This is a genomic window from Ruegeria sp. BHSA163 (assembly GCF_059613365.1).
In genome coordinates, this window is record NZ_JBXWSJ010000027.1 from 5,001 (window position 1) to 21,215 (window position 16,215).

The following is a 16,215-nucleotide window of genomic DNA, read 5'->3' on the forward strand; positions in this document are numbered from 1 at the left end:
AACAAGACCATCACGCCAATAAATCAGCGCAACCGCCCAATCCCTTACCTCAGATGCCCACCGTCTCTCCGATGCGTCCAGCCAACTCTCCAGCCCGTCACCAAACCCATAAAGACCCGGTGAAGCGCCTTCTAAGCCCAACTCAATACTTCCGCAAGAAGAAAAAGACAAAAGTTCAAAAAAAATCCCACTTCGGTAAAACATTGTTTAAAAACAGTTAGTTAAATGATTAATTCTCAAATTTCACTGACGAAAATTGCTTAGGTAATTCTGGAAAGAGACTCATGTACAGAGTTACCCACAGACTCAGGTCAAATCACCTAATGTCGGCCTGACGAGATCGTTGAAACATGCCCGAGAACGGTAGGCGTAACGCTAAAAGAGCCAAAATAACCACTAAGTATATCAAAGGCTCGATCTGGAACCCTTTTGCCAGCATTACGTAATGAAGCGCACCTAAGATCGCCACGGGATAAACGAGCTTGTGAACTTTGCGCCAGCGGATTCCAAGCCTGCGAACTGACCAATCATTTGAAGTGAGTGCCAGCGGTACCATCAGCGCAAACGCCGCCATGCCGACCGTGATGTATGGGCGCTTGAGAATATCAGCCCAAATCTCACTAGGCACCTGCACATCCAGCACAAGCCAGACCAGCAGGTGCAAGCTGACATATGTGAAAGTTAATACGCCAATTGCACGGCGAAACTTGATGAGATTCAGGCGGAATTGTCGGTGCAGCGGCGTAATCGCCAGCCCAATGATCAATAGTTGAAGTGCAAGTTCTCCGTACCTGTGCTCAAGCGCCTCGATCGGTTCTACACCCAAGCCTCCGGTAAGACCGAGGTAAAACAACCAAGGGGCCGGCAATAAGCCCAGCACATAAACGACCCAAACTGGAACGCGGCGAAGGATCTGACTTAGGGCCCGCATGACTTCAATAGTTTTTCGCAAGATCCATACCGTCATACAGATCGGCGACCTCTTCTTCGTAACCATTGAACATAAGCGTTGGTTCACGCTTCGCGAAAAGTCCACCACCGATCCGGCGTTCGGATGCTTGCGACCAGCGCGGGTGATCTACATTGGGATTCACATTGCTATAGAACCCATATTCACCTGGGATCGCCATATTCCAACTCGTAGGTGGCTCCTCTTCCGTCAGGGTAATACGAACAATCGACTTTATCGATTTGAAGCCATATTTCCACGGTACCACTAACCTCAACGGTGCGCCGTTTTGATTTGGGATCGGACGGTCGTATATACCTGTGGCTATTATCGTCAGAGGGTGCATCGCTTCGTCCAGCCTCAACCCTTCACGATAGGGCCAATCCAATACTGGGAATTGAACACCTGGCATTTCGTCGGGACGCAACGCGGTTTCGAACGCCACGTATTTTGCTCCTTCCTGAACGCCTGCCATGTTCAAAAGATCGGCCAGTTCGAACCCATTCCAGGGAATGACCATTGACCACGCTTCAACACAACGAAATCTGTAGATTCGCTCTTCAACCGTCATTTCGGCCATCACATCTTTAAAGTCATATTCGCCGGGACGTTCCACCATCCCGTCGATTTCGATAGCCCAGGGTTCAGTCGTCAACGCACCCGCATATTTGGCTGGGTCATCTTTGCGCGTCCCAAATTCATAGAAATTATTATAGGATGTGATTTCTTCCCAAGTATTCGGCTCCAACCCTTCTTGAGCCGCGCCGGGCTTTGCCAAACCCGTTAACCCCAAACCTCCCAGCCCAGCGATTACCTGCCGTCGGTTCAGAAAAGCCGCCCGCGGTGTAACGTCGGCATGTGTAAGTTTGTTAGACCAGCGATGCGCCATTCAGGCCTCCTTGAACAACCCAATTACGACATGAGTTAATCCCCTCTTAGCACAGGGCAAAGACAACACTCATAACGATTGAGAGACGAGATTGTAACGTAAAGCCTATTTTTCGGGTCCAAATAAGGCTTCCGATTGCGTCAGAACGGAAAACCGGCTCCCAAAAGACACATAACTTGGTCGCTCTGATGCATGCCATTCAAAACAACTGGCACGTTTATCGGGATCTCATTATTAGAAAAACACCTAAAGATTGTATTCAGTAAATTTCGATGTTCTTGTCTCAAGCCATTCCTTTATCGTTGTCTATATTCTGGCGGCTTGTTATCGCACTGCCTTTCATGCTGATTGGGTTGGTGCTTTACGTAATTGTCGGCACGATTTTGGAGCTGCTGATAAGCATTCTATTCCCAACATCGGCAATTTTTCTGGCTTTTCTGATAATTGCTTCTGCAAGCGCCCTGCCAATTCTTCTCGGCGCCAGGTTTGGCCTTCAATCCATGAATGTGAAACCCAGTAATCGTATTCGGACATTGGTAATTCCCGCCGTCATTTACGGTGCTGTACAAAGCGCAGGCATGACATTGATTCTTGCGCTAATGCTTGCCATCCCATTATTGCTGACGTCTTCCGAAATCTTTCAACTTGATGCATTCAAGGATGTCGCGCTTAGGTTCTTGGAGCCTTCTTTGGCGATCCCTGCCGTTGCGGTTGTTGTAGCAGTTTTCCTGTCTGCTTGCTCGTTTCGCGCCAGCATGCTCGTGCCTATTGCATCCGCTTCAATCGGGAGAGACCCTGACGGTCTGACTTACACGCCTTTTCGACACTTCAGAGCTTCGTTCGGAGAACTTTTTGGGTTGACCGTTCTTAGCTATGTTGGGTCCACCACCCTTTACGCAATCCTGATCACATTGCTGTTTCTATCAGGAACGACCGAGACCTTATCGGCTGACGCAGTGGAAGTTCGAAATATGATCTATGGCACTGCGGCCGTACGGCCTGTCTGGTCTCTGATTGGTCTGTCGGTCGCTATCATGTTGATTGGCGTCTGGACGTATAGCCTGCAGTGCGCAGGAGGGGTTTTGGGATACCAGAAACTGTGCGAGGATTTGGCTATAGCGGCCTCAAAAGCGAATGCGCAACTTGATCGGGCCTCCACCCCACCACCTGTAACCAAAACCGGCCCCAAAATGTCCCCTGAAGAATTGCGAGCTTTGCGCAAAAGCCGAGAGTTCCGCGATCATTAGCATGCAGTCATAAAAAAGACCCGCCTAATAGACGGGTCTCTTGATGCTAAGTGTTTCAAAATTAATGCACGACTGCATCATCGGGACGTGGGCGATCAGATGTACCCAACCTGTCACCGATAATTAGGCCTTCTGCTCCGGCTGTCACGGGAACGGTTTCTCCATCCTTGATCTCACCGGCCAGCAAAGCTTCTGCCAGCGGGTTCTGCAAGGCGCGCTGAATAACGCGTTTCAAAGGACGAGCGCCAAAGACCGGATCATACCCTTCATTGGCCAGCCATTCCTTGGCACTATCATCCAATGCCAGTTCGATCTTGCGGGCGGCCAGACGTTTCTGCAGGCGTGCCATCTGGATATCGACGATGCCATCCATATCAGCCCGCTTAAGTCGGTCAAAGATGATCGTTTCGTCCAGACGGTTCAGGAACTCCGGCCGGAAATGCGCCCGGACAGCATCCATCACGTCGCGCCTTGCCTGCGCACTGTCCGCGCCTTCGGGCAGCTGACTGAGTGCCTGAGACCCAAGGTTCGACGTCAGGATGATCAGCGTCTGCTTAAAGTCGACAGTGCGGCCTTGACCATCGGTAAGAACCCCATCGTCCAGAACCTGCAATAGAACGTTGAACACATCCGGGTGCGCCTTTTCCACCTCATCAAACAGCACAACCTGATATGGCCTGCGCCGCACGGCTTCGGTCAGCACTCCGCCTTCGTCATAGCCGACATAGCCCGGAGGGGCCCCGATCAGGCGGGCGACGGCGTGCTTTTCCATGAACTCGGACATGTCGATTCGCACCATCGCGTTGTCGTCGTCGAATAGAAAGTTCGCTACAGCCTTGGTCAGTTCAGTTTTGCCCACGCCAGTCGGACCAAGGAACAGGAACGAACCCAGCGGGCGGTTCTCGTCGTTCAAACCAGCACGAGCGCGGCGCACGGCGTTGGCAACAGCAGTTACCGCCGCGTCCTGACCGATCACGCGGGAATGCAGATCATCTTCCATCCGCAGCAGCTTCTCGCGCTCGCCTTCCAGCATTTTCGAGGTAGGGATACCTGTCCAGCGCTCGACCACCGAGGCAATCTGTTCAGGACGCACGGTTTCTTCTGCCATCATGGCGTTGCTTTCGGCATTCTCTGCCTCGGTCAGCTTTTTCTCAAGCTCGGGGATGACTCCATAAGACAGCTCACCCGCCTTGGCGAGGTTGCCTTCACGCTTTGCAATCTCCAGATCTGCCCGCGCCTTTTCGAGCTGCTCTTTCAGATCGCGGGCACCGGCCAGCTTGTCACGTTCAGCCTGCCACTGAGCTGTCATCTCCGCGGATTGTTCCTGCAGATCAGCCAGATCTTTTTGCAAAGTATCCAAACGATCCTTCGAAGCAGCGTCATCTTCTAGCTTCAGCGCCTCTTCCTCGATCTGCATCTGCAGAATCTGCCTATCCAGTTGGTCAAGTTCCTCTGGCTTGGAGTCAACCTCCATCCGCAGACGCGACGCTGCCTCATCAACAAGGTCGATGGCTTTGTCTGGCAAGAAGCGGTCCGTGATATAGCGATGGGACAGCGTCGCGGCCGAAACCAAAGCCGAGTCTGAAACGCGTACGCCGTGGTGCAGTTCGTATTTTTCCTTGATACCACGAAGAATGCTGATTGTGTCCTCGACGGTCGGCTCCTGTACCATTACGGGTTGGAACCGACGTGCGAGTGCCGCGTCTTTTTCAACGTATTTCCGATACTCATCCAGCGTGGTTGCGCCGATACAGTGCAACTCACCCCGAGCTAATGCGGGCTTAATCAGGTTGGCGGCATCCATCGCGCCGTCGGATTTCCCGGCGCCCACCAAAGTGTGCATTTCGTCGATGAACAGGATAATCTCACCCGCCGCCTCGGTCACTTCAGTCAGAACTGCCTTTAGGCGTTCTTCAAACTCACCGCGGTATTTCGCGCCAGCGATCAACGCGCCCATGTCGAGCGCAAGCAACTTTTTGTCCTTAAGAGACTCAGGAACATCACCGTTGACGATACGCAAGGCCATACCTTCTGCGATCGCAGTTTTACCGACACCAGGTTCACCGATAAGAACCGGGTTGTTTTTGGTGCGGCGCGACAGAACCTGCATCGAGCGGCGAATTTCTTCGTCACGTCCGATGATTGGGTCGATCTTGCCTTCGGCTGCGGCTTCGGTCAGGTCGCGTGCATATTTCTTGAGGGCGTCATAGCCTTCCTCTGCCGACGCCGAGTCCGCGGTACGTCCCTTTCGAATATCGTTAATCGCCTCGTTCAGTTTCTGGGCAGATACGGCACCGGCTTCCAACGCGTCCTTCGCCTTGGACTTCACCATGCAAAGCGCCATCAAAACGCGTTCAACGGGCACAAAGCTGTCACCCGCTTTGATGGCGATTTTCTCAGCCTCGTCCAACACTTTGGCGGTTTGCCCATCCATGTAAATCTGGCCTGCGTCGCCACTGACCTGGGGGATCTTTGCCATAGCAGCGTCTAGCGCCTCAACCACCCGCGTGGGCGCGCCGCCCGCGCGTGTGATCAGATTGCTCGCCAGCCCCTGATCGTCATCCATCAATGCTTTCAAAATATGTTCGGGTGCCAATCTCTGGTGCCCCTCGCGCAGCGCTATTGTCTGCGCTGCTTGCACGAATCCCCGTGCCCGCTCGGTGAACTTATTCAAGTCCATTCCATTCTCCTTTTATCAAGCGCCCTGTTAGCTGCGCCCGCTTGGCGGCACGCGTCGATATGGGCCTCAAGTTCAATTTGGTAAATAACGGTAGGGAATCAAGACCTCTTTCGTCATTATCCCCGGATCGCTAAGTTGAGATGGAAACATGGGGCAAATACGAGCATATGATCTTTTGCAAATTAATGTCGCAGCGCTGCAGTGGCGGCACTGATCCAAAGATAGCATGAGCGTAACCGACAATCTTGGGGCATGCATTGCTGATGACTGGTCCCCCGTCATTGGTGATCCCAGCGTGCTGGGATGGGTGACTGTCGCCGCCTATGGCCTCACAGCAGTGTTGTGTCTTGTGGCGAGCCCTCGACATCCTGAAGGTACTGTTCGCGTGTTTTGGGCAACGCTGGGCATTGTATTGTTTGGGTTAATGATAAACAAACAGCTAGATCTTCAATCTGCCTTGACGGCTGGTGGCCGATGCCTATCACAGATGCAAGGCTGGTACGAAGAACGGCGCGCTGTTCAGTTCATCTTTATTGTAGCCATTGTGTTGACCGGTTTTAACATCGCCATCTTTAGCCTTTGGGCGCTAAGACAGCATCTGCGGGCCGTTGGCCTTGCCTTGATCGGTTTGATTATTCTGATTTGTTTTATCCTGATACGCGCGGCGGGATTCCATCATTTTGATGAGTTTTTGAACACTGAAATTCAATCCATTCGGATGAATTGGATTTTGGAACTGACGAGTATCGCCCTTATCGCCATCAACGCGATCGTGATTATCCGCCGAGGTCATTTGTACACCGGACCAAAGTACTGATCCAATCAGCGACGTGGCACCGTGTAGACAGTGTAGCCACCGGTTTCTGCCACCTGCCGCGCGTTGTACGCAGCCACCAGCGACTGCGCCGCTTCGCTACCCGAAGGGCAAGACACAAGATCAGCTGCATCATCCAGAAAATTTACAGTAAACGAGGTTTCCCCAGTCAGTTGGCATTGGTCGTCCGTCGACCGATAGCCGCGTACCAACATCAAGTCGTCTGAAGTTGGCTCAGGCGGGGCTGCGACGGCCTCATCGCTCGGTGCAGAGTTATCGCAGGCCGTCAAAGCAACAGTCGCCCCCAGAACCAATAGCTTTTTCATGTTATTGCTTTCTTTATTCCAATTTACATGTCTCGCAACATAACACAGACGCTAGTTCTGGACAGTTGTTCCTTTGATTGGTCACGCATGGACACGAGCGCCCGAAACAGCTAGGACGCAGACGTTTGCCAAATAGGAGCCCGAACGCAATGTCAGATGACCGCCTGATCGTAGCCCTTGATGTCCCGAATGCCCTGCAAGGGCTGGCTATGGCTGAACGCTTGGGCGACAGTGTATCATTCTACAAAATCGGACTGGGGATGCTGACAGGCGGCGGATTGGCATTGGCCAACGAACTGAAGCAGGATCATGGCAAGCGTATCTTTCTGGACATGAAGCTGTTCGACATCGGCAACACAGTCGAAAACGCAGTACGCGGGTTGGCACAGTTTGATTTGGACTTCCTTACCGTTCACGGCGACCCTCATGTTGTCCGTGCTGCAAAGGAAGGCACCTCGGGAAAAGATTTGAAGATCCTCGCCGTCACAATCCTGACTTCACTGAACCGCGAAGATCTGGATGCCAGTCTGATCAAACCAGGCGACGTGCGAGAGCTTGTCGTTGAACGGGCGGCGAAAGCGTTAGAGGCCGGCGCCGATGGCGTAATTGCCAGCCCACAAGAGGCCGCCCTGATCCGAGCACTGCCTCAGGCCAAAAATCGCGTGATCGTTACGCCCGGCGTAAGACCCGCCGGAACATCACTTGGAGATCAGAAACGCGTGGCCACTCCTGCAACTGCGATTAGTGATGGCGCTGATCACATCGTTATAGGCCGTCCGATCTATCAGGCAGAGGACCCAAAATCTGCGGCCGAAGCGGTTCTGAACGAGTTAAATTCCTTGACACGGCACTGAACTGTCCAGGGATTCGGGCTGAAATAATCTCAGGTTTCGATTGCAACGGCTTGACCTTACGTCAATATTCATTGGTTCTGTACCAAATCGTCTCTGTGCCTGAAAACACACATTCAAAAAGCGAGTTTATTGCCGCGCGCCTTCGTTCTATCGAAAACAAGTCTTATCGGCGAATTTAGGGGTGAGACACTCCCCCAACGAACCAGTTCTTCCTGAGGTTCGTTACCTCCCCCCGCAAAGTCGCGGGGGGTCTTCTTTCACAAAGACTAACTCAAACGATGGCCCTTTGATCGTCCGGAAACGGTGCTATAAGAAACGCCCTGCCCATTCGTGGACCGCGTGGGGACTTTTATGCCCGGAATTTGCCGAGATTGCCTGACTTTACTAGCTGAGGAACGCCGTTGCCCTTCCTGCGGCAGCCCTCGCGTCAAAACTCATCCCGAGCTATTTGACTTATCCATTGCGCATATGGATTGCGATGCTTTTTATGCCTCGGTCGAGAAACGAGACAACCCGGAGCTGGCAGACAAACCGGTTATTATCGGGGGCGGAAAACGCGGAGTGGTGTCGACCGCATGCTATGTGGCTCGGATTCGGGGTGTGCGTTCTGCTATGCCCATGTTCAAAGCGCTTCAAGTTTGCCCAGATGCAGTGGTCATAAAACCGCGAATGTCAGCCTATGCCGAAGTTTCCCGCGAAATCCGCAAGATGATGGATGAGTTGACACCGATCGTCGAGCCGCTGTCTCTGGACGAGGCGTTTCTAGACCTTTCCGGTACAGAGCGCCTGCACGGGGCGCCGCCAGCGGTGATGTTGGCACGACTTGTTAAACGCATGAAAGAAGAGCTCGGAGTAACCGGATCTATTGGCCTGTCACATAACAAGTTCTTGGCAAAGGTCGCGTCTGATCTGGACAAACCCCGGGGGTTCTCAATTATTGGCAAGGCTGAAACGGCTGATTTCTTACACGATAAGCCCGTGCGCTTGATTTGGGGCATAGGTCCGGCGGCGCAAGAGTCGTTGGATCGTGCGGGAATTCGCACCTTTTCCGACCTTTTGCGTTGGGATCAGGAAGCGTTAACAGCTCGGTTTGGGTCCATGGGATACCGTTTATGGCATTTGGCTCGCGGTCAAGATAAGCGCCGTGTCTCGGCCCACGAACCAATGAAATCCATCAGTAATGAGACGACGTTTTTTGAAGACACGGCCAGTATCGAAATTTTGGACGGTCATATATGGCGTATGTCTGAAAAGGTTGCTGACAGGGCTAAGGCCAAAGGATTGGCAGGGCGTGTGGTGACATTGAAACTAAAGCAAGCAAACCACAAGCTGATAACGCGGCGTGTTTCATTGCGCGATCCAACGCAAATTGCAGATCGCATTTATCGAACTGCGCGCGGCTTGTTTGATCAAGTTGGTGACCAAGGCCCGTATCGTTTATTGGGTTGTGGCCTTTCTGATCTGTGCCCTGAGGATCAGGCAGACATTTCAGGCGATTTGCTTGACCCTGGCGCGGCCCGCAGATCGCAGGCCGAACGAGCAACCGATGAAATCCGAAAAAGGTTCGGCACTGATGCTATTGTAAAAGGCCGCGCGTTACGTTGAAAATTATTCTGCGGCCAACCGCGCAGGTTCTGAACCGATACTGGCAATTTCAGAAATTACTAAATCCATTAAAGTTCGGAACGCGTGAAAGTTTTGGTTAGGCTCGATCCGTTCCTCATCCATGTACAATGAACGATCAATTTCGACCTGAATCGCGTGCTGGTGTCGCCCCGGGCGCCCGTAGGTCTGAGTCACATAGGCTCCGGCAAAAGGTGTGTTTCGCGCAACATTCAATCCGGCGGAAGCAAAAGCGGACTCGATCTGGTCCACGATTGCCCCCGACGCCGAGGCTCCAAACCGATCCCCCAGAACAATCTCGGGTCGTTTGGACTGCCCTGTACCTGAAATTGCTACGGCTTCATGCGGCATTGAATGACAGTCGATAAGTATGGCTTGCCCAAATTTTTGATGCGCCTCTGATAGCAGAGATTTGAGACACGCATGATACGGTCGCCAATAATTATCGATGCGCAAACGCGCCTCATCCATAGTGATTTTTCCATTGTAAATCACACGACCGTTGGCGACCACGCGGGGAATCACGCCCAGACCCGATGCGACCCGGGGATTGTGCCCCTGCCTCCGGGCCCCTTGTATCAAAGCCGGGTCCAGCTCGTCCGCATTTCTGTTCAAATCCAGATAAGCGCGTGGCATTGCAGCCGTAAGAAACGGTGCACCATGCCGGGGGGCGCTGTCGAACAGTTGATCAACAAACGCATCTTCTGACGATCGAATCGTTTTATAATTCAGAACCGAGCGGTCCAGAAACGCCGCAGGATAGTCCCGACCACTATGCGGGGATGCAAAAACTGCGCATGAACTCAGTTTCTCCGGCATAACCAAATTGTAAGCTTCGGTCGGCATAGTCTCTCCTTCTTCGCGTTGAACATAGACCGGAAAATAGTTCTTCCAAACCCCTTGATCCCCCTAACGACTCCTTTTATAGACCCCGCTACCGGCGCGGGGTTCCGCGCCCCATTTCGTTATGGGGCAGTCTCGCTATGGTTCGTGGGCGGTTAGCTCAGCGGTAGAGCACTTCGTTGACATCGAAGGGGTCACAAGTTCGATCCTTGTACCGCCCACCATTGTGTTCACTGTTTCGGGTCTGACTCGGGACACCCGCTAACCCAGGCGCTGGCCACGTCCTTGATGAAGGCGCCGCAGATTGGAGACAGGCCATGAAGGTCAAGAACTCGCTCCGCTCGCTCAAGAATCGGCACCGTGACTGCCGGGTTGTGCGTCGCAAAGGCCGCGTCTACGTGATCAACAAGACGCAGCGTAAGTTCAAAGCGCGCCAAGGCTGAGAACAAATCACAGAACAAAAAACCGCGCATCCAAGCGCGGTTTTTTTTGTTCTGGCCAACGAACATTGAGGATCTGATTACGCAGTCTTCCTTGAACGATTGGCTGCCGTATCAAAATGAATTCAGACCATCCATCCAAATAAATATCCTGCTGCGACAGAGCCCAGAACCGCAAGCAGCAGGTATAAAAGAAACGGTTTCAACTTTAGCACAGGGGCGATAGCCATTGCGCCCCAGATACTCACGACACCACCTGAGATCAAAAAGGCCATTGCCGCGCCTTCGGACATCCCGTTTTCAATCAATCCACGCGTGAGCGGCAAAGCCGCATATCCATCGATATAAGCTGGCGCGCCGACAAACACTGCGGCAGGTACAGCCCACCATTGATCCTCTCCGACGTAAGCAGCTAAAACTCCGGGGGTTAAAGCGGCGTTCAATGCATACTCGGCGGCGAATGCCGGAACTAAGCAGATCAGGATAAGTCGGGATGTGGCCCAGAATTGAGCGGCGAAGGACCGTCGACGCGCTTCGGTATTCCAGATCCAGGGGTCGAAAGTTGTATCGTCGCCACATCTGCCGACGCTAAGTTGGCGTGCCAAACCATTATCCCGCAAAGCATTCAGCGCCCAAGACGTCTGGGCGAACAATCCGGTCACTGCACCACCGAATAAACCCAACCCAAAAGCAGCCACTGTTTTGCCGACAGCAAAACTAAAGCCAAGGGTTGCGGCTGTCGTTGCAAGCATGGCTGGATCAGTGATCGGAGATGACAACCAAAACGCCATGATTGGTGCAAGCGGAACACCTGCAGCTAACAACCCGGCCATAAGCGGCAAGACGGTAACACCACAAACCGGCGTGATAGCTCCGATAAACGAAGCTGCAACAACTGTCTTCAGGGTTCTTCCCTCGAAAGCGCCTGCAATGTGCGCATCCGCGCCGCTGGCAATGATCCAAGCCGCAACGAATATGCCAGGAATGACGATTGGGGCGACTGCTAGCAATCCCCAGATTACGAACTTGACGACGCTCACGGCATGTTCGGGCCAAGCAAAACCAGCACCAATCGTCGCCAATAGGCACAAGCTCCATATCAAAAATTTCCTGCCTGATCGTTGGCTGATAACTGTCTGATCGGTCATGGGATACTCCTCTGACCTTGAAACCTAGTGGTTGATCTGACATTGGTGAAACAAATAGTATAAATCTCTCCTATAGGAATTTCGAATGCAAAACTTGGACAGCGATCTGCTTCGCACCTTCATTGCAGTGGCAGAGTCTGGCAGCGTTACAGAGGGCGCGGTGCGGATTCACAGATCCCAATCCGCCACTTCTCTTCAGGTCAAGCGGCTCGAAACCATTCTCGGGCAACCTGTTTTTGAAAGACATGGTCGCGGTATTGTTCTAAGCGACACGGGCCATCGATTGTTACCCGTTGCGCAGGAAGTAACCGCGCGTCTGGACGCAGCCTTGCAGGACATGTCCCAAAATACCATTGCAGGCAAATTGCGACTGGCGATCCCTGATGATCATGGCAGAGCAAAACTTTCGGAGATCATCGCCGCGTTCAGCCGCTTACACCCAAGGGTCGAGTTAGAGGTGACCTGTGCCTTAAGTACTGGTTTCCCAGAGGCACTTGAAAAGGGTTTGTTCGACCTCGCGATTTATGAAGTGGAACAGCCGGGTAACCACGAAGAGATTCTTTTTGAAGATCCTACATGCTGGGTGGCGTCAGCAGCCCGCGATTTCCAAACCGAAGAAAACTTGCCGGTTGCCTTGTTTGACCACGCCTGTTGGTGGCGCGACTCAGCGATCAACTCTCTGAACAGCCGGGGAAAGCCCTACCGCGTTGTATATTCCAGCCAAAGTGTGTCGGGTGTCATTGCTGCAGTGGAAGCTGGAATTGCAGTTGGGATGCTGGGTCGGTCATCGCTTCACTCGGGCCTGTCGGTTGTGAACAACAAGTTAGGCCTTCCAACTACGCCCGGCTCCAAGTTGGTGATGGCCGGGCCGGACTTACAAGAAACCGAAACTCGGGAAGCTATGAGAGCCGCTATTCGCTCCGCATTTAGGGTTATGGCTTAAAGTTCCCGATGCTTGTAAGGCCCTCGGCGCATGGCTAGCCGAGGGCGTTTCTGATTTCTCAGCTCATGCTTGAGGTGGTAGATTTCTTCCGCCAAGCCGCAAAAATAGGCTTGGGTCTTTGACTTAGTATTTTTGTCAGAATTACTTGCATCCCACCCAGAATCGTTTAATTGACTAAATCAGTCGGGTTATTGCCCGTGACACCTTTCAATATCGGGATAGATTATGCTGAAATCCTCAACCTGCGCCGCGGCAACTTTGGTGACTTTGATCGCTGCCTCAGCCTTTGCCGAGGGCGAATTAAACCTGTATTCGTCGCGCCACTACGACACCGACGAACGTCTCTACACAGACTTTGAAGAGGCCACAGGAGTCACTATCAACCGTATAGAAGGCAAGGCAGATGAACTGATCGCCCGGATGGAGGCCGAAGGAGCAAACTCGCCTGCTGATATATTGTTGACTGTGGACACATCACGGTTGGAACGGGCCAAGAATGCTGGCGTTCTACAATCCGTTGAAAGTTCGGTTCTGGAAGACCGCATCCCTGCAAATCTACAGGACAACGACAACCAGTGGTTCGGATTTTCTCAACGCGGCCGTATCATTTTCTTTGACAAAGAAAACGTGTCGAACCCCCCGACCACATATGCCGATCTGGCGAAACCAGAATACAAGGGGCTGGTCTGCATTAGGTCCTCCAGCAACACGTACAACCAGACGCTGCTTGCTTCGATAATTACGCATGAAGGACAAGAGGCTGCAAAATCCTGGGCCGAAGGCATTGTTGCCAACATGGCACGTAAACCGCAAGGCGGAGACACCGATCAGTTGCGTGGCATAGTCTCGGGCGAATGCGAAATTGCAGTGTCGAATACTTACTATTTCGCGCGCGCGATCCGCAAAGACGTTAAGGGGCTATCAGCTGATCGCGATATGATCGGCTTCGTGTTTCCAAATCAGGACAGCTATGGCGCGCACATGAATTTGTCCGGCGCAGGTGTGGCTGCAAATGCTCCGAATAAAGATAATGCGGTCCTTTTTCTGGAATACCTCGCAAGTGATCAGGCACAGCAATACTTTTCGGCTGGGAATGATGAATTTCCGGCCGTCGCGAGCGTTGAACTTGCGGACTCAGTCAAACAAATGGGCGAGTTCAAAGCTGATGAAGTAAGCTTGTCAGATGTTGCAAAGAACATCCCCGAAGCTCAGAAGATTTTCAACGAAGTTGGTTGGAAATGAACCAAAAGTAGTTATCAGTACTATTAGGGTGCAGTTTTCTGCACCCTTTTTTGTTGTATATTTATTATTTTTAATCAATAATCTCGAATACGAACATGATTCCCATTATTGAGATATGCAAGATTCACTTTCTAATAGATTGGCCTCACGGCTTGGCGAATTACGCAAATCACGTGGCTGGTCACTCGAGCAACTCGCCGCACTTAGCGATATCAGCCGAGCTACATTGTCGCGCATGGAAAAGGGCGATGTCAGTCCGACCGCTGAAACTCTGGGAAGACTGTGCGCAGTATTTGAACTGCCAATGTCCCGATTGCTAATGATGGTTGAAGACAGCTTTGCCCCGCGCGTGCCTTTTGACAAGCAGCCTGAATGGCGAGACCCCGAGACGGGGTTCACCCGCAAGTCGGTTTCGCCGCCAGCAACTGGGCTAAGCGGCGAGGTTCTGGAATGTCACTTACCACCCGAAACGGTTATTGCTTACGATGCACCTCCGAAACCAGGGCAAGAGCACCATCTGATAGTTCTGGATGGATTCTTGATTTTGAATGTTGATGGCATCGCCCATGAACTCGGTGCCGGAGATTGTCTGCGCTACCACCTGTCCGGCCCGACGAAGTTTGAAACAAACGCCTCCAGAGGCGCTAGATACATGATGGTATTGATATGATTACACAGCTCTTTGAAAAGTCTTTCGACGCCGCGTTGGATGATCTGACTGAAATTCTGCACGGGTGTGTTCATACCGGAGCAAGCATTGGGTTCGTTCTACCGTTTTCACAGGATGACGCCAGAACATATTGGGAAGCCACTGTTCGACCTGGCCTAGTGAGAAAATCGCTGGATCTTTTTGTTGCCTATGATGGCGGCGGAATCGTCGGCACGGTACAGTTGATCCCGGCCGGAATGCCTAATCAAACACACCGCGCAGATGTGGCCAAATTGTTGGTGAATCCCAACGCAAGACGTAGAGGAGTGGGGCGGTCATTAATGACGGCACTGATAAAGCGAGCATCCGAATTGAAAAGAACCCTGTTGGTTCTCGACACGCGCAGTTCAGATCCTTCGCGCATGCTTTACCAGACCATGGGATTTGAAATCGCCGGAGAAGTGCCGGATTATTGCCGAAATCCATTTGACGACAGGCTGGAACCAACAACTTTTATGTACAAGCGACTGGATTAATGCAGTTCGTCGCCTTTCCGATTGAGTTTCTCACCCAGCCTCTCAAACATCGATGTCCAAGGCCAGCGCATGAATGCGCGGAACCACGTCCCCGAGCGCGGCGTGTACGGCTCGATGACGGGCGACACGTGATTGACCTTGAAACGCCTCAGAGCGAATGCGGACATTGAAATGGCTCTCGCCACCTTCTCGAAACCCTGCGTGGCCTCTGTGGCTTTCACTGTCATCGATCACATCCAGCTCGCTTGGGTCAAAAGTCGCCTGTAAGCGAGCGCGAATTTCGTCAGTAATGCTCATTTTTTTGCTTGGCAGCAAAAAATTTTGCCGCTTCCCTCTTCTACTCTCTGGCCCTTACGTTAAACTGCTGCCTCCGAGTCGAAAAGACGCGTTCTCAGGAGCAGGCCAATGGAAAAATCAGACCCGTTTGGATTCGATATGTCCGTATCCAGCGCTAAGAAAAAGAAACCGCGCGGGCGTCGGGGCATGTCGGGTGCGTCCGAGACTTCAACCCGAATCTGCGATCACGAGGGATGCGAAGAGGCGGGAAAGTTTCGTGCACCCAAGGCGCCGGATGTTCTGGATGATTTCTATTGGTTCTGCCAACAGCATGTGCGTGAATATAACCAAAAGTGGAACTTCTTTGACGGCACAACCGAGGCTGAGTTGAATGCTCAGCGATCAAAGGACAAAGTGTGGGAGCGCGAAACCAAGCCAATGGGAGACCCCGAAGCACGCGCTTGGGCCCGGTTGGGCATTGAAGACCCGCATCAGGTTTTAGGTGCAAATGCGACAAAAAATCCTGGGCGTACCGCCGGTGGAGGCGGCCGCCGGCTGCCCCCAACCGAACGCCGTGCAATAGAGATACTGGACGCAAACGACAGCTGGACCAAAGCCGAAGTCCGCAAAGCCTATAAAAAGCTAATCAAAGTTCTGCATCCAGATATGAACGGCGGCGATCGATCGCAGGAAGAACAATTACAAGAAGTTGTTTGGGCTTGGGATCAAATTAAGGACAGCCGCAACTTTAAGTAA

General features: G+C 52.4%; 18 protein-coding genes and 1 tRNA gene (1 of these 19 cut by a window edge). 12 read left to right on the forward strand and 7 right to left on the reverse strand.

What is annotated here, in order from left to right; all coding sequences use genetic code 11:
• Nucleotides 1–221 carry the 3' portion of a hypothetical protein gene (locus tag AC2FNV_RS13605; protein ID WP_496773618.1) on the forward strand. 139 nt of this gene lie to the left of the window's left edge, so 221 of the gene's 360 nt are visible here — the last part of the coding sequence; its start codon lies beyond the left edge, outside the window; it ends in the stop codon at nt 219–221.
• A gap of 95 nt (nt 222–316) precedes the next feature.
• Here AC2FNV_RS13605 and msrQ read toward each other — a convergent pair whose 3' ends face one another.
• Together msrQ and msrP are read right to left on the reverse strand one after the other, a co-directional pair.
• Entirely contained in the window at nt 317–931 is a 615-nt protein-coding gene (gene msrQ / locus AC2FNV_RS13610; RefSeq protein ID WP_170608597.1) for a protein-methionine-sulfoxide reductase heme-binding subunit MsrQ, read from the reverse strand.
• 4 nt (nt 932–935) lie between these two features.
• Nucleotides 936–1,838, reverse strand: coding sequence for a protein-methionine-sulfoxide reductase catalytic subunit MsrP (gene msrP, locus AC2FNV_RS13615; RefSeq protein ID WP_170608599.1), 903 nt, complete (start codon nt 1,836–1,838; stop codon nt 936–938).
• Between the two features lie 272 nt (nt 1,839–2,110).
• Between msrP and AC2FNV_RS13620 the strand changes: the two genes are divergently transcribed.
• A complete protein-coding gene (locus tag AC2FNV_RS13620; protein ID WP_170608601.1) occupies nt 2,111–3,085 on the forward strand; it encodes a hypothetical protein in 975 nt (324 codons plus the stop codon).
• A gap of 61 nt (nt 3,086–3,146) precedes the next feature.
• Here AC2FNV_RS13620 and clpB read toward each other — a convergent pair whose 3' ends face one another.
• The gene (gene clpB / locus AC2FNV_RS13625) at nt 3,147–5,765 is read right to left on the reverse strand and encodes an ATP-dependent chaperone ClpB (RefSeq protein WP_170608603.1); all 2,619 of its coding nucleotides are present in this window, start codon (nt 5,763–5,765) and stop codon (nt 3,147–3,149) included.
• Between the two features lie 226 nt (nt 5,766–5,991).
• On the opposite strand from clpB, the gene AC2FNV_RS13630 reads away from it, so the two are divergent.
• Nucleotides 5,992–6,582 carry an isopropylmalate isomerase gene (locus AC2FNV_RS13630; protein ID WP_170608606.1) on the forward strand — a complete coding sequence of 197 codons (591 nt, stop codon included), beginning with the start codon at nt 5,992–5,994 and terminating at the stop codon, nt 6,580–6,582.
• Nucleotides 6,583–6,587: 5 nt separating this feature from the next.
• Here the strand turns inward: AC2FNV_RS13630 and AC2FNV_RS13635 are convergent, their stop codons facing one another.
• Entirely contained in the window at nt 6,588–6,905 is a 318-nt protein-coding gene (locus tag AC2FNV_RS13635) for a hypothetical protein (protein ID WP_170608608.1), read from the reverse strand.
• A 149-nt stretch (nt 6,906–7,054) separates the two neighbouring features.
• On the opposite strand from AC2FNV_RS13635, the gene pyrF reads away from it, so the two are divergent.
• Together pyrF and AC2FNV_RS13645 are read left to right on the forward strand one after the other, a co-directional pair.
• Nucleotides 7,055–7,759: an orotidine-5'-phosphate decarboxylase gene (gene pyrF, locus AC2FNV_RS13640; RefSeq protein ID WP_170608609.1), complete on the forward strand. Its 705-nt coding sequence runs from the start codon at nt 7,055–7,057 to the stop codon at nt 7,757–7,759.
• 351 nt (nt 7,760–8,110) lie between these two features.
• Complete coding sequence (locus AC2FNV_RS13645; protein ID WP_170476721.1) at nt 8,111–9,364, forward strand: DNA polymerase IV; 1,254 nt, start codon at nt 8,111–8,113, stop codon at nt 9,362–9,364.
• A 3-nt stretch (nt 9,365–9,367) separates the two neighbouring features.
• Here the strand turns inward: AC2FNV_RS13645 and AC2FNV_RS13650 are convergent, their stop codons facing one another.
• Nucleotides 9,368–10,228, reverse strand: a complete 861-nt coding sequence (locus tag AC2FNV_RS13650) for an N-formylglutamate amidohydrolase (RefSeq protein WP_170608611.1) — start codon at nt 10,226–10,228, stop codon at nt 9,368–9,370.
• A 146-nt stretch (nt 10,229–10,374) separates the two neighbouring features.
• On the opposite strand from AC2FNV_RS13650, the gene AC2FNV_RS13655 reads away from it, so the two are divergent.
• A tRNA-Val gene (locus tag AC2FNV_RS13655) sits at nt 10,375–10,449 on the forward strand.
• Nucleotides 10,450–10,542: 93 nt separating this feature from the next.
• Nucleotides 10,543–10,668 (forward strand): type B 50S ribosomal protein L36, encoded by a 126-nt coding sequence (gene ykgO, locus AC2FNV_RS13660; RefSeq protein ID WP_005648635.1) that lies wholly within the window; start codon nt 10,543–10,545, stop codon nt 10,666–10,668.
• Nucleotides 10,669–10,790: 122 nt separating this feature from the next.
• On the opposite strand, the gene AC2FNV_RS13665 is transcribed toward ykgO, so the two are convergent.
• Entirely contained in the window at nt 10,791–11,813 is a 1,023-nt protein-coding gene (locus AC2FNV_RS13665) for a permease (RefSeq protein ID WP_170608612.1), read from the reverse strand.
• Nucleotides 11,814–11,898: 85 nt separating this feature from the next.
• On the opposite strand from AC2FNV_RS13665, the gene AC2FNV_RS13670 reads away from it, so the two are divergent.
• The 4 genes from AC2FNV_RS13670 to AC2FNV_RS13685 all read left to right on the forward strand — a co-directional run bounded on the left by AC2FNV_RS13670 (nt 11,899) and on the right by AC2FNV_RS13685 (nt 15,183).
• Nucleotides 11,899–12,756 (forward strand): LysR substrate-binding domain-containing protein, encoded by an 858-nt coding sequence (locus AC2FNV_RS13670; RefSeq protein ID WP_170608614.1) that lies wholly within the window; start codon nt 11,899–11,901, stop codon nt 12,754–12,756.
• Between the two features lie 225 nt (nt 12,757–12,981).
• On the forward strand, nt 12,982–13,998 hold the full coding sequence (locus AC2FNV_RS13675; protein ID WP_170476712.1) for an extracellular solute-binding protein: 1,017 nt from the start codon (nt 12,982–12,984) through the stop codon (nt 13,996–13,998).
• Nucleotides 13,999–14,113: 115 nt separating this feature from the next.
• Nucleotides 14,114–14,668, forward strand: a complete 555-nt coding sequence (locus AC2FNV_RS13680; protein WP_170608616.1) for a helix-turn-helix domain-containing protein — start codon at nt 14,114–14,116, stop codon at nt 14,666–14,668.
• Nucleotides 14,665–15,183 carry a GNAT family N-acetyltransferase gene (locus tag AC2FNV_RS13685; protein WP_170608618.1) on the forward strand — a complete coding sequence of 173 codons (519 nt, stop codon included), beginning with the start codon at nt 14,665–14,667 and terminating at the stop codon, nt 15,181–15,183. Before AC2FNV_RS13680 ends, AC2FNV_RS13685 begins: the two co-directional genes overlap by 4 nt.
• A gap of 42 nt (nt 15,184–15,225) precedes the next feature.
• Here AC2FNV_RS13685 and AC2FNV_RS13690 read toward each other — a convergent pair whose 3' ends face one another.
• Entirely contained in the window at nt 15,226–15,480 is a 255-nt protein-coding gene (locus AC2FNV_RS13690; protein ID WP_170476707.1) for a BolA family protein, read from the reverse strand.
• 108 nt (nt 15,481–15,588) lie between these two features.
• On the opposite strand from AC2FNV_RS13690, the gene AC2FNV_RS13695 reads away from it, so the two are divergent.
• Nucleotides 15,589–16,215 (forward strand): J domain-containing protein, encoded by a 627-nt coding sequence (locus AC2FNV_RS13695; RefSeq protein ID WP_170476705.1) that lies wholly within the window; start codon nt 15,589–15,591, stop codon nt 16,213–16,215.

Bases quoted from the DNA above. Each gene is read 5' to 3' on its own strand.
- AC2FNV_RS13645 (WP_170476721.1), top strand. From the start codon at position 8,111: ATGCCCGGAATTTGCCGAGATTGCCTGACTTTACTAGCTGAGGAACGC.
- AC2FNV_RS13680 (WP_170608616.1), top strand. From the start codon at position 14,114: ATGCAAGATTCACTTTCTAATAGATTGGCCTCACGGCTTGGCGAATTA.
- msrP (WP_170608599.1), bottom strand. From the start codon at position 1,838: ATGGCGCATCGCTGGTCTAACAAACTTACACATGCCGACGTTACACCG.
- clpB (WP_170608603.1), bottom strand. From the start codon at position 5,765: ATGGACTTGAATAAGTTCACCGAGCGGGCACGGGGATTCGTGCAAGCA.
- msrQ (WP_170608597.1), bottom strand. From the start codon at position 931: ATGCGGGCCCTAAGTCAGATCCTTCGCCGCGTTCCAGTTTGGGTCGTT.
- AC2FNV_RS13690 (WP_170476707.1), bottom strand. From the start codon at position 15,480: ATGAGCATTACTGACGAAATTCGCGCTCGCTTACAGGCGACTTTTGAC.
- AC2FNV_RS13670 (WP_170608614.1), top strand. From the start codon at position 11,899: ATGCAAAACTTGGACAGCGATCTGCTTCGCACCTTCATTGCAGTGGCA.
- ykgO (WP_005648635.1), top strand. From the start codon at position 10,543: ATGAAGGTCAAGAACTCGCTCCGCTCGCTCAAGAATCGGCACCGTGAC.
- AC2FNV_RS13630 (WP_170608606.1), top strand. From the start codon at position 5,992: ATGAGCGTAACCGACAATCTTGGGGCATGCATTGCTGATGACTGGTCC.
- AC2FNV_RS13665 (WP_170608612.1), bottom strand. From the start codon at position 11,813: ATGACCGATCAGACAGTTATCAGCCAACGATCAGGCAGGAAATTTTTG.
- pyrF (WP_170608609.1), top strand. From the start codon at position 7,055: ATGTCAGATGACCGCCTGATCGTAGCCCTTGATGTCCCGAATGCCCTG.
- AC2FNV_RS13685 (WP_170608618.1), top strand. From the start codon at position 14,665: ATGATTACACAGCTCTTTGAAAAGTCTTTCGACGCCGCGTTGGATGAT.
- AC2FNV_RS13675 (WP_170476712.1), top strand. From the start codon at position 12,982: ATGCTGAAATCCTCAACCTGCGCCGCGGCAACTTTGGTGACTTTGATC.
- AC2FNV_RS13695 (WP_170476705.1), top strand. From the start codon at position 15,589: ATGGAAAAATCAGACCCGTTTGGATTCGATATGTCCGTATCCAGCGCT.
- AC2FNV_RS13650 (WP_170608611.1), bottom strand. From the start codon at position 10,228: ATGCCGACCGAAGCTTACAATTTGGTTATGCCGGAGAAACTGAGTTCA.
- AC2FNV_RS13635 (WP_170608608.1), bottom strand. From the start codon at position 6,905: ATGAAAAAGCTATTGGTTCTGGGGGCGACTGTTGCTTTGACGGCCTGC.
- AC2FNV_RS13620 (WP_170608601.1), top strand. From the start codon at position 2,111: ATGTTCTTGTCTCAAGCCATTCCTTTATCGTTGTCTATATTCTGGCGG.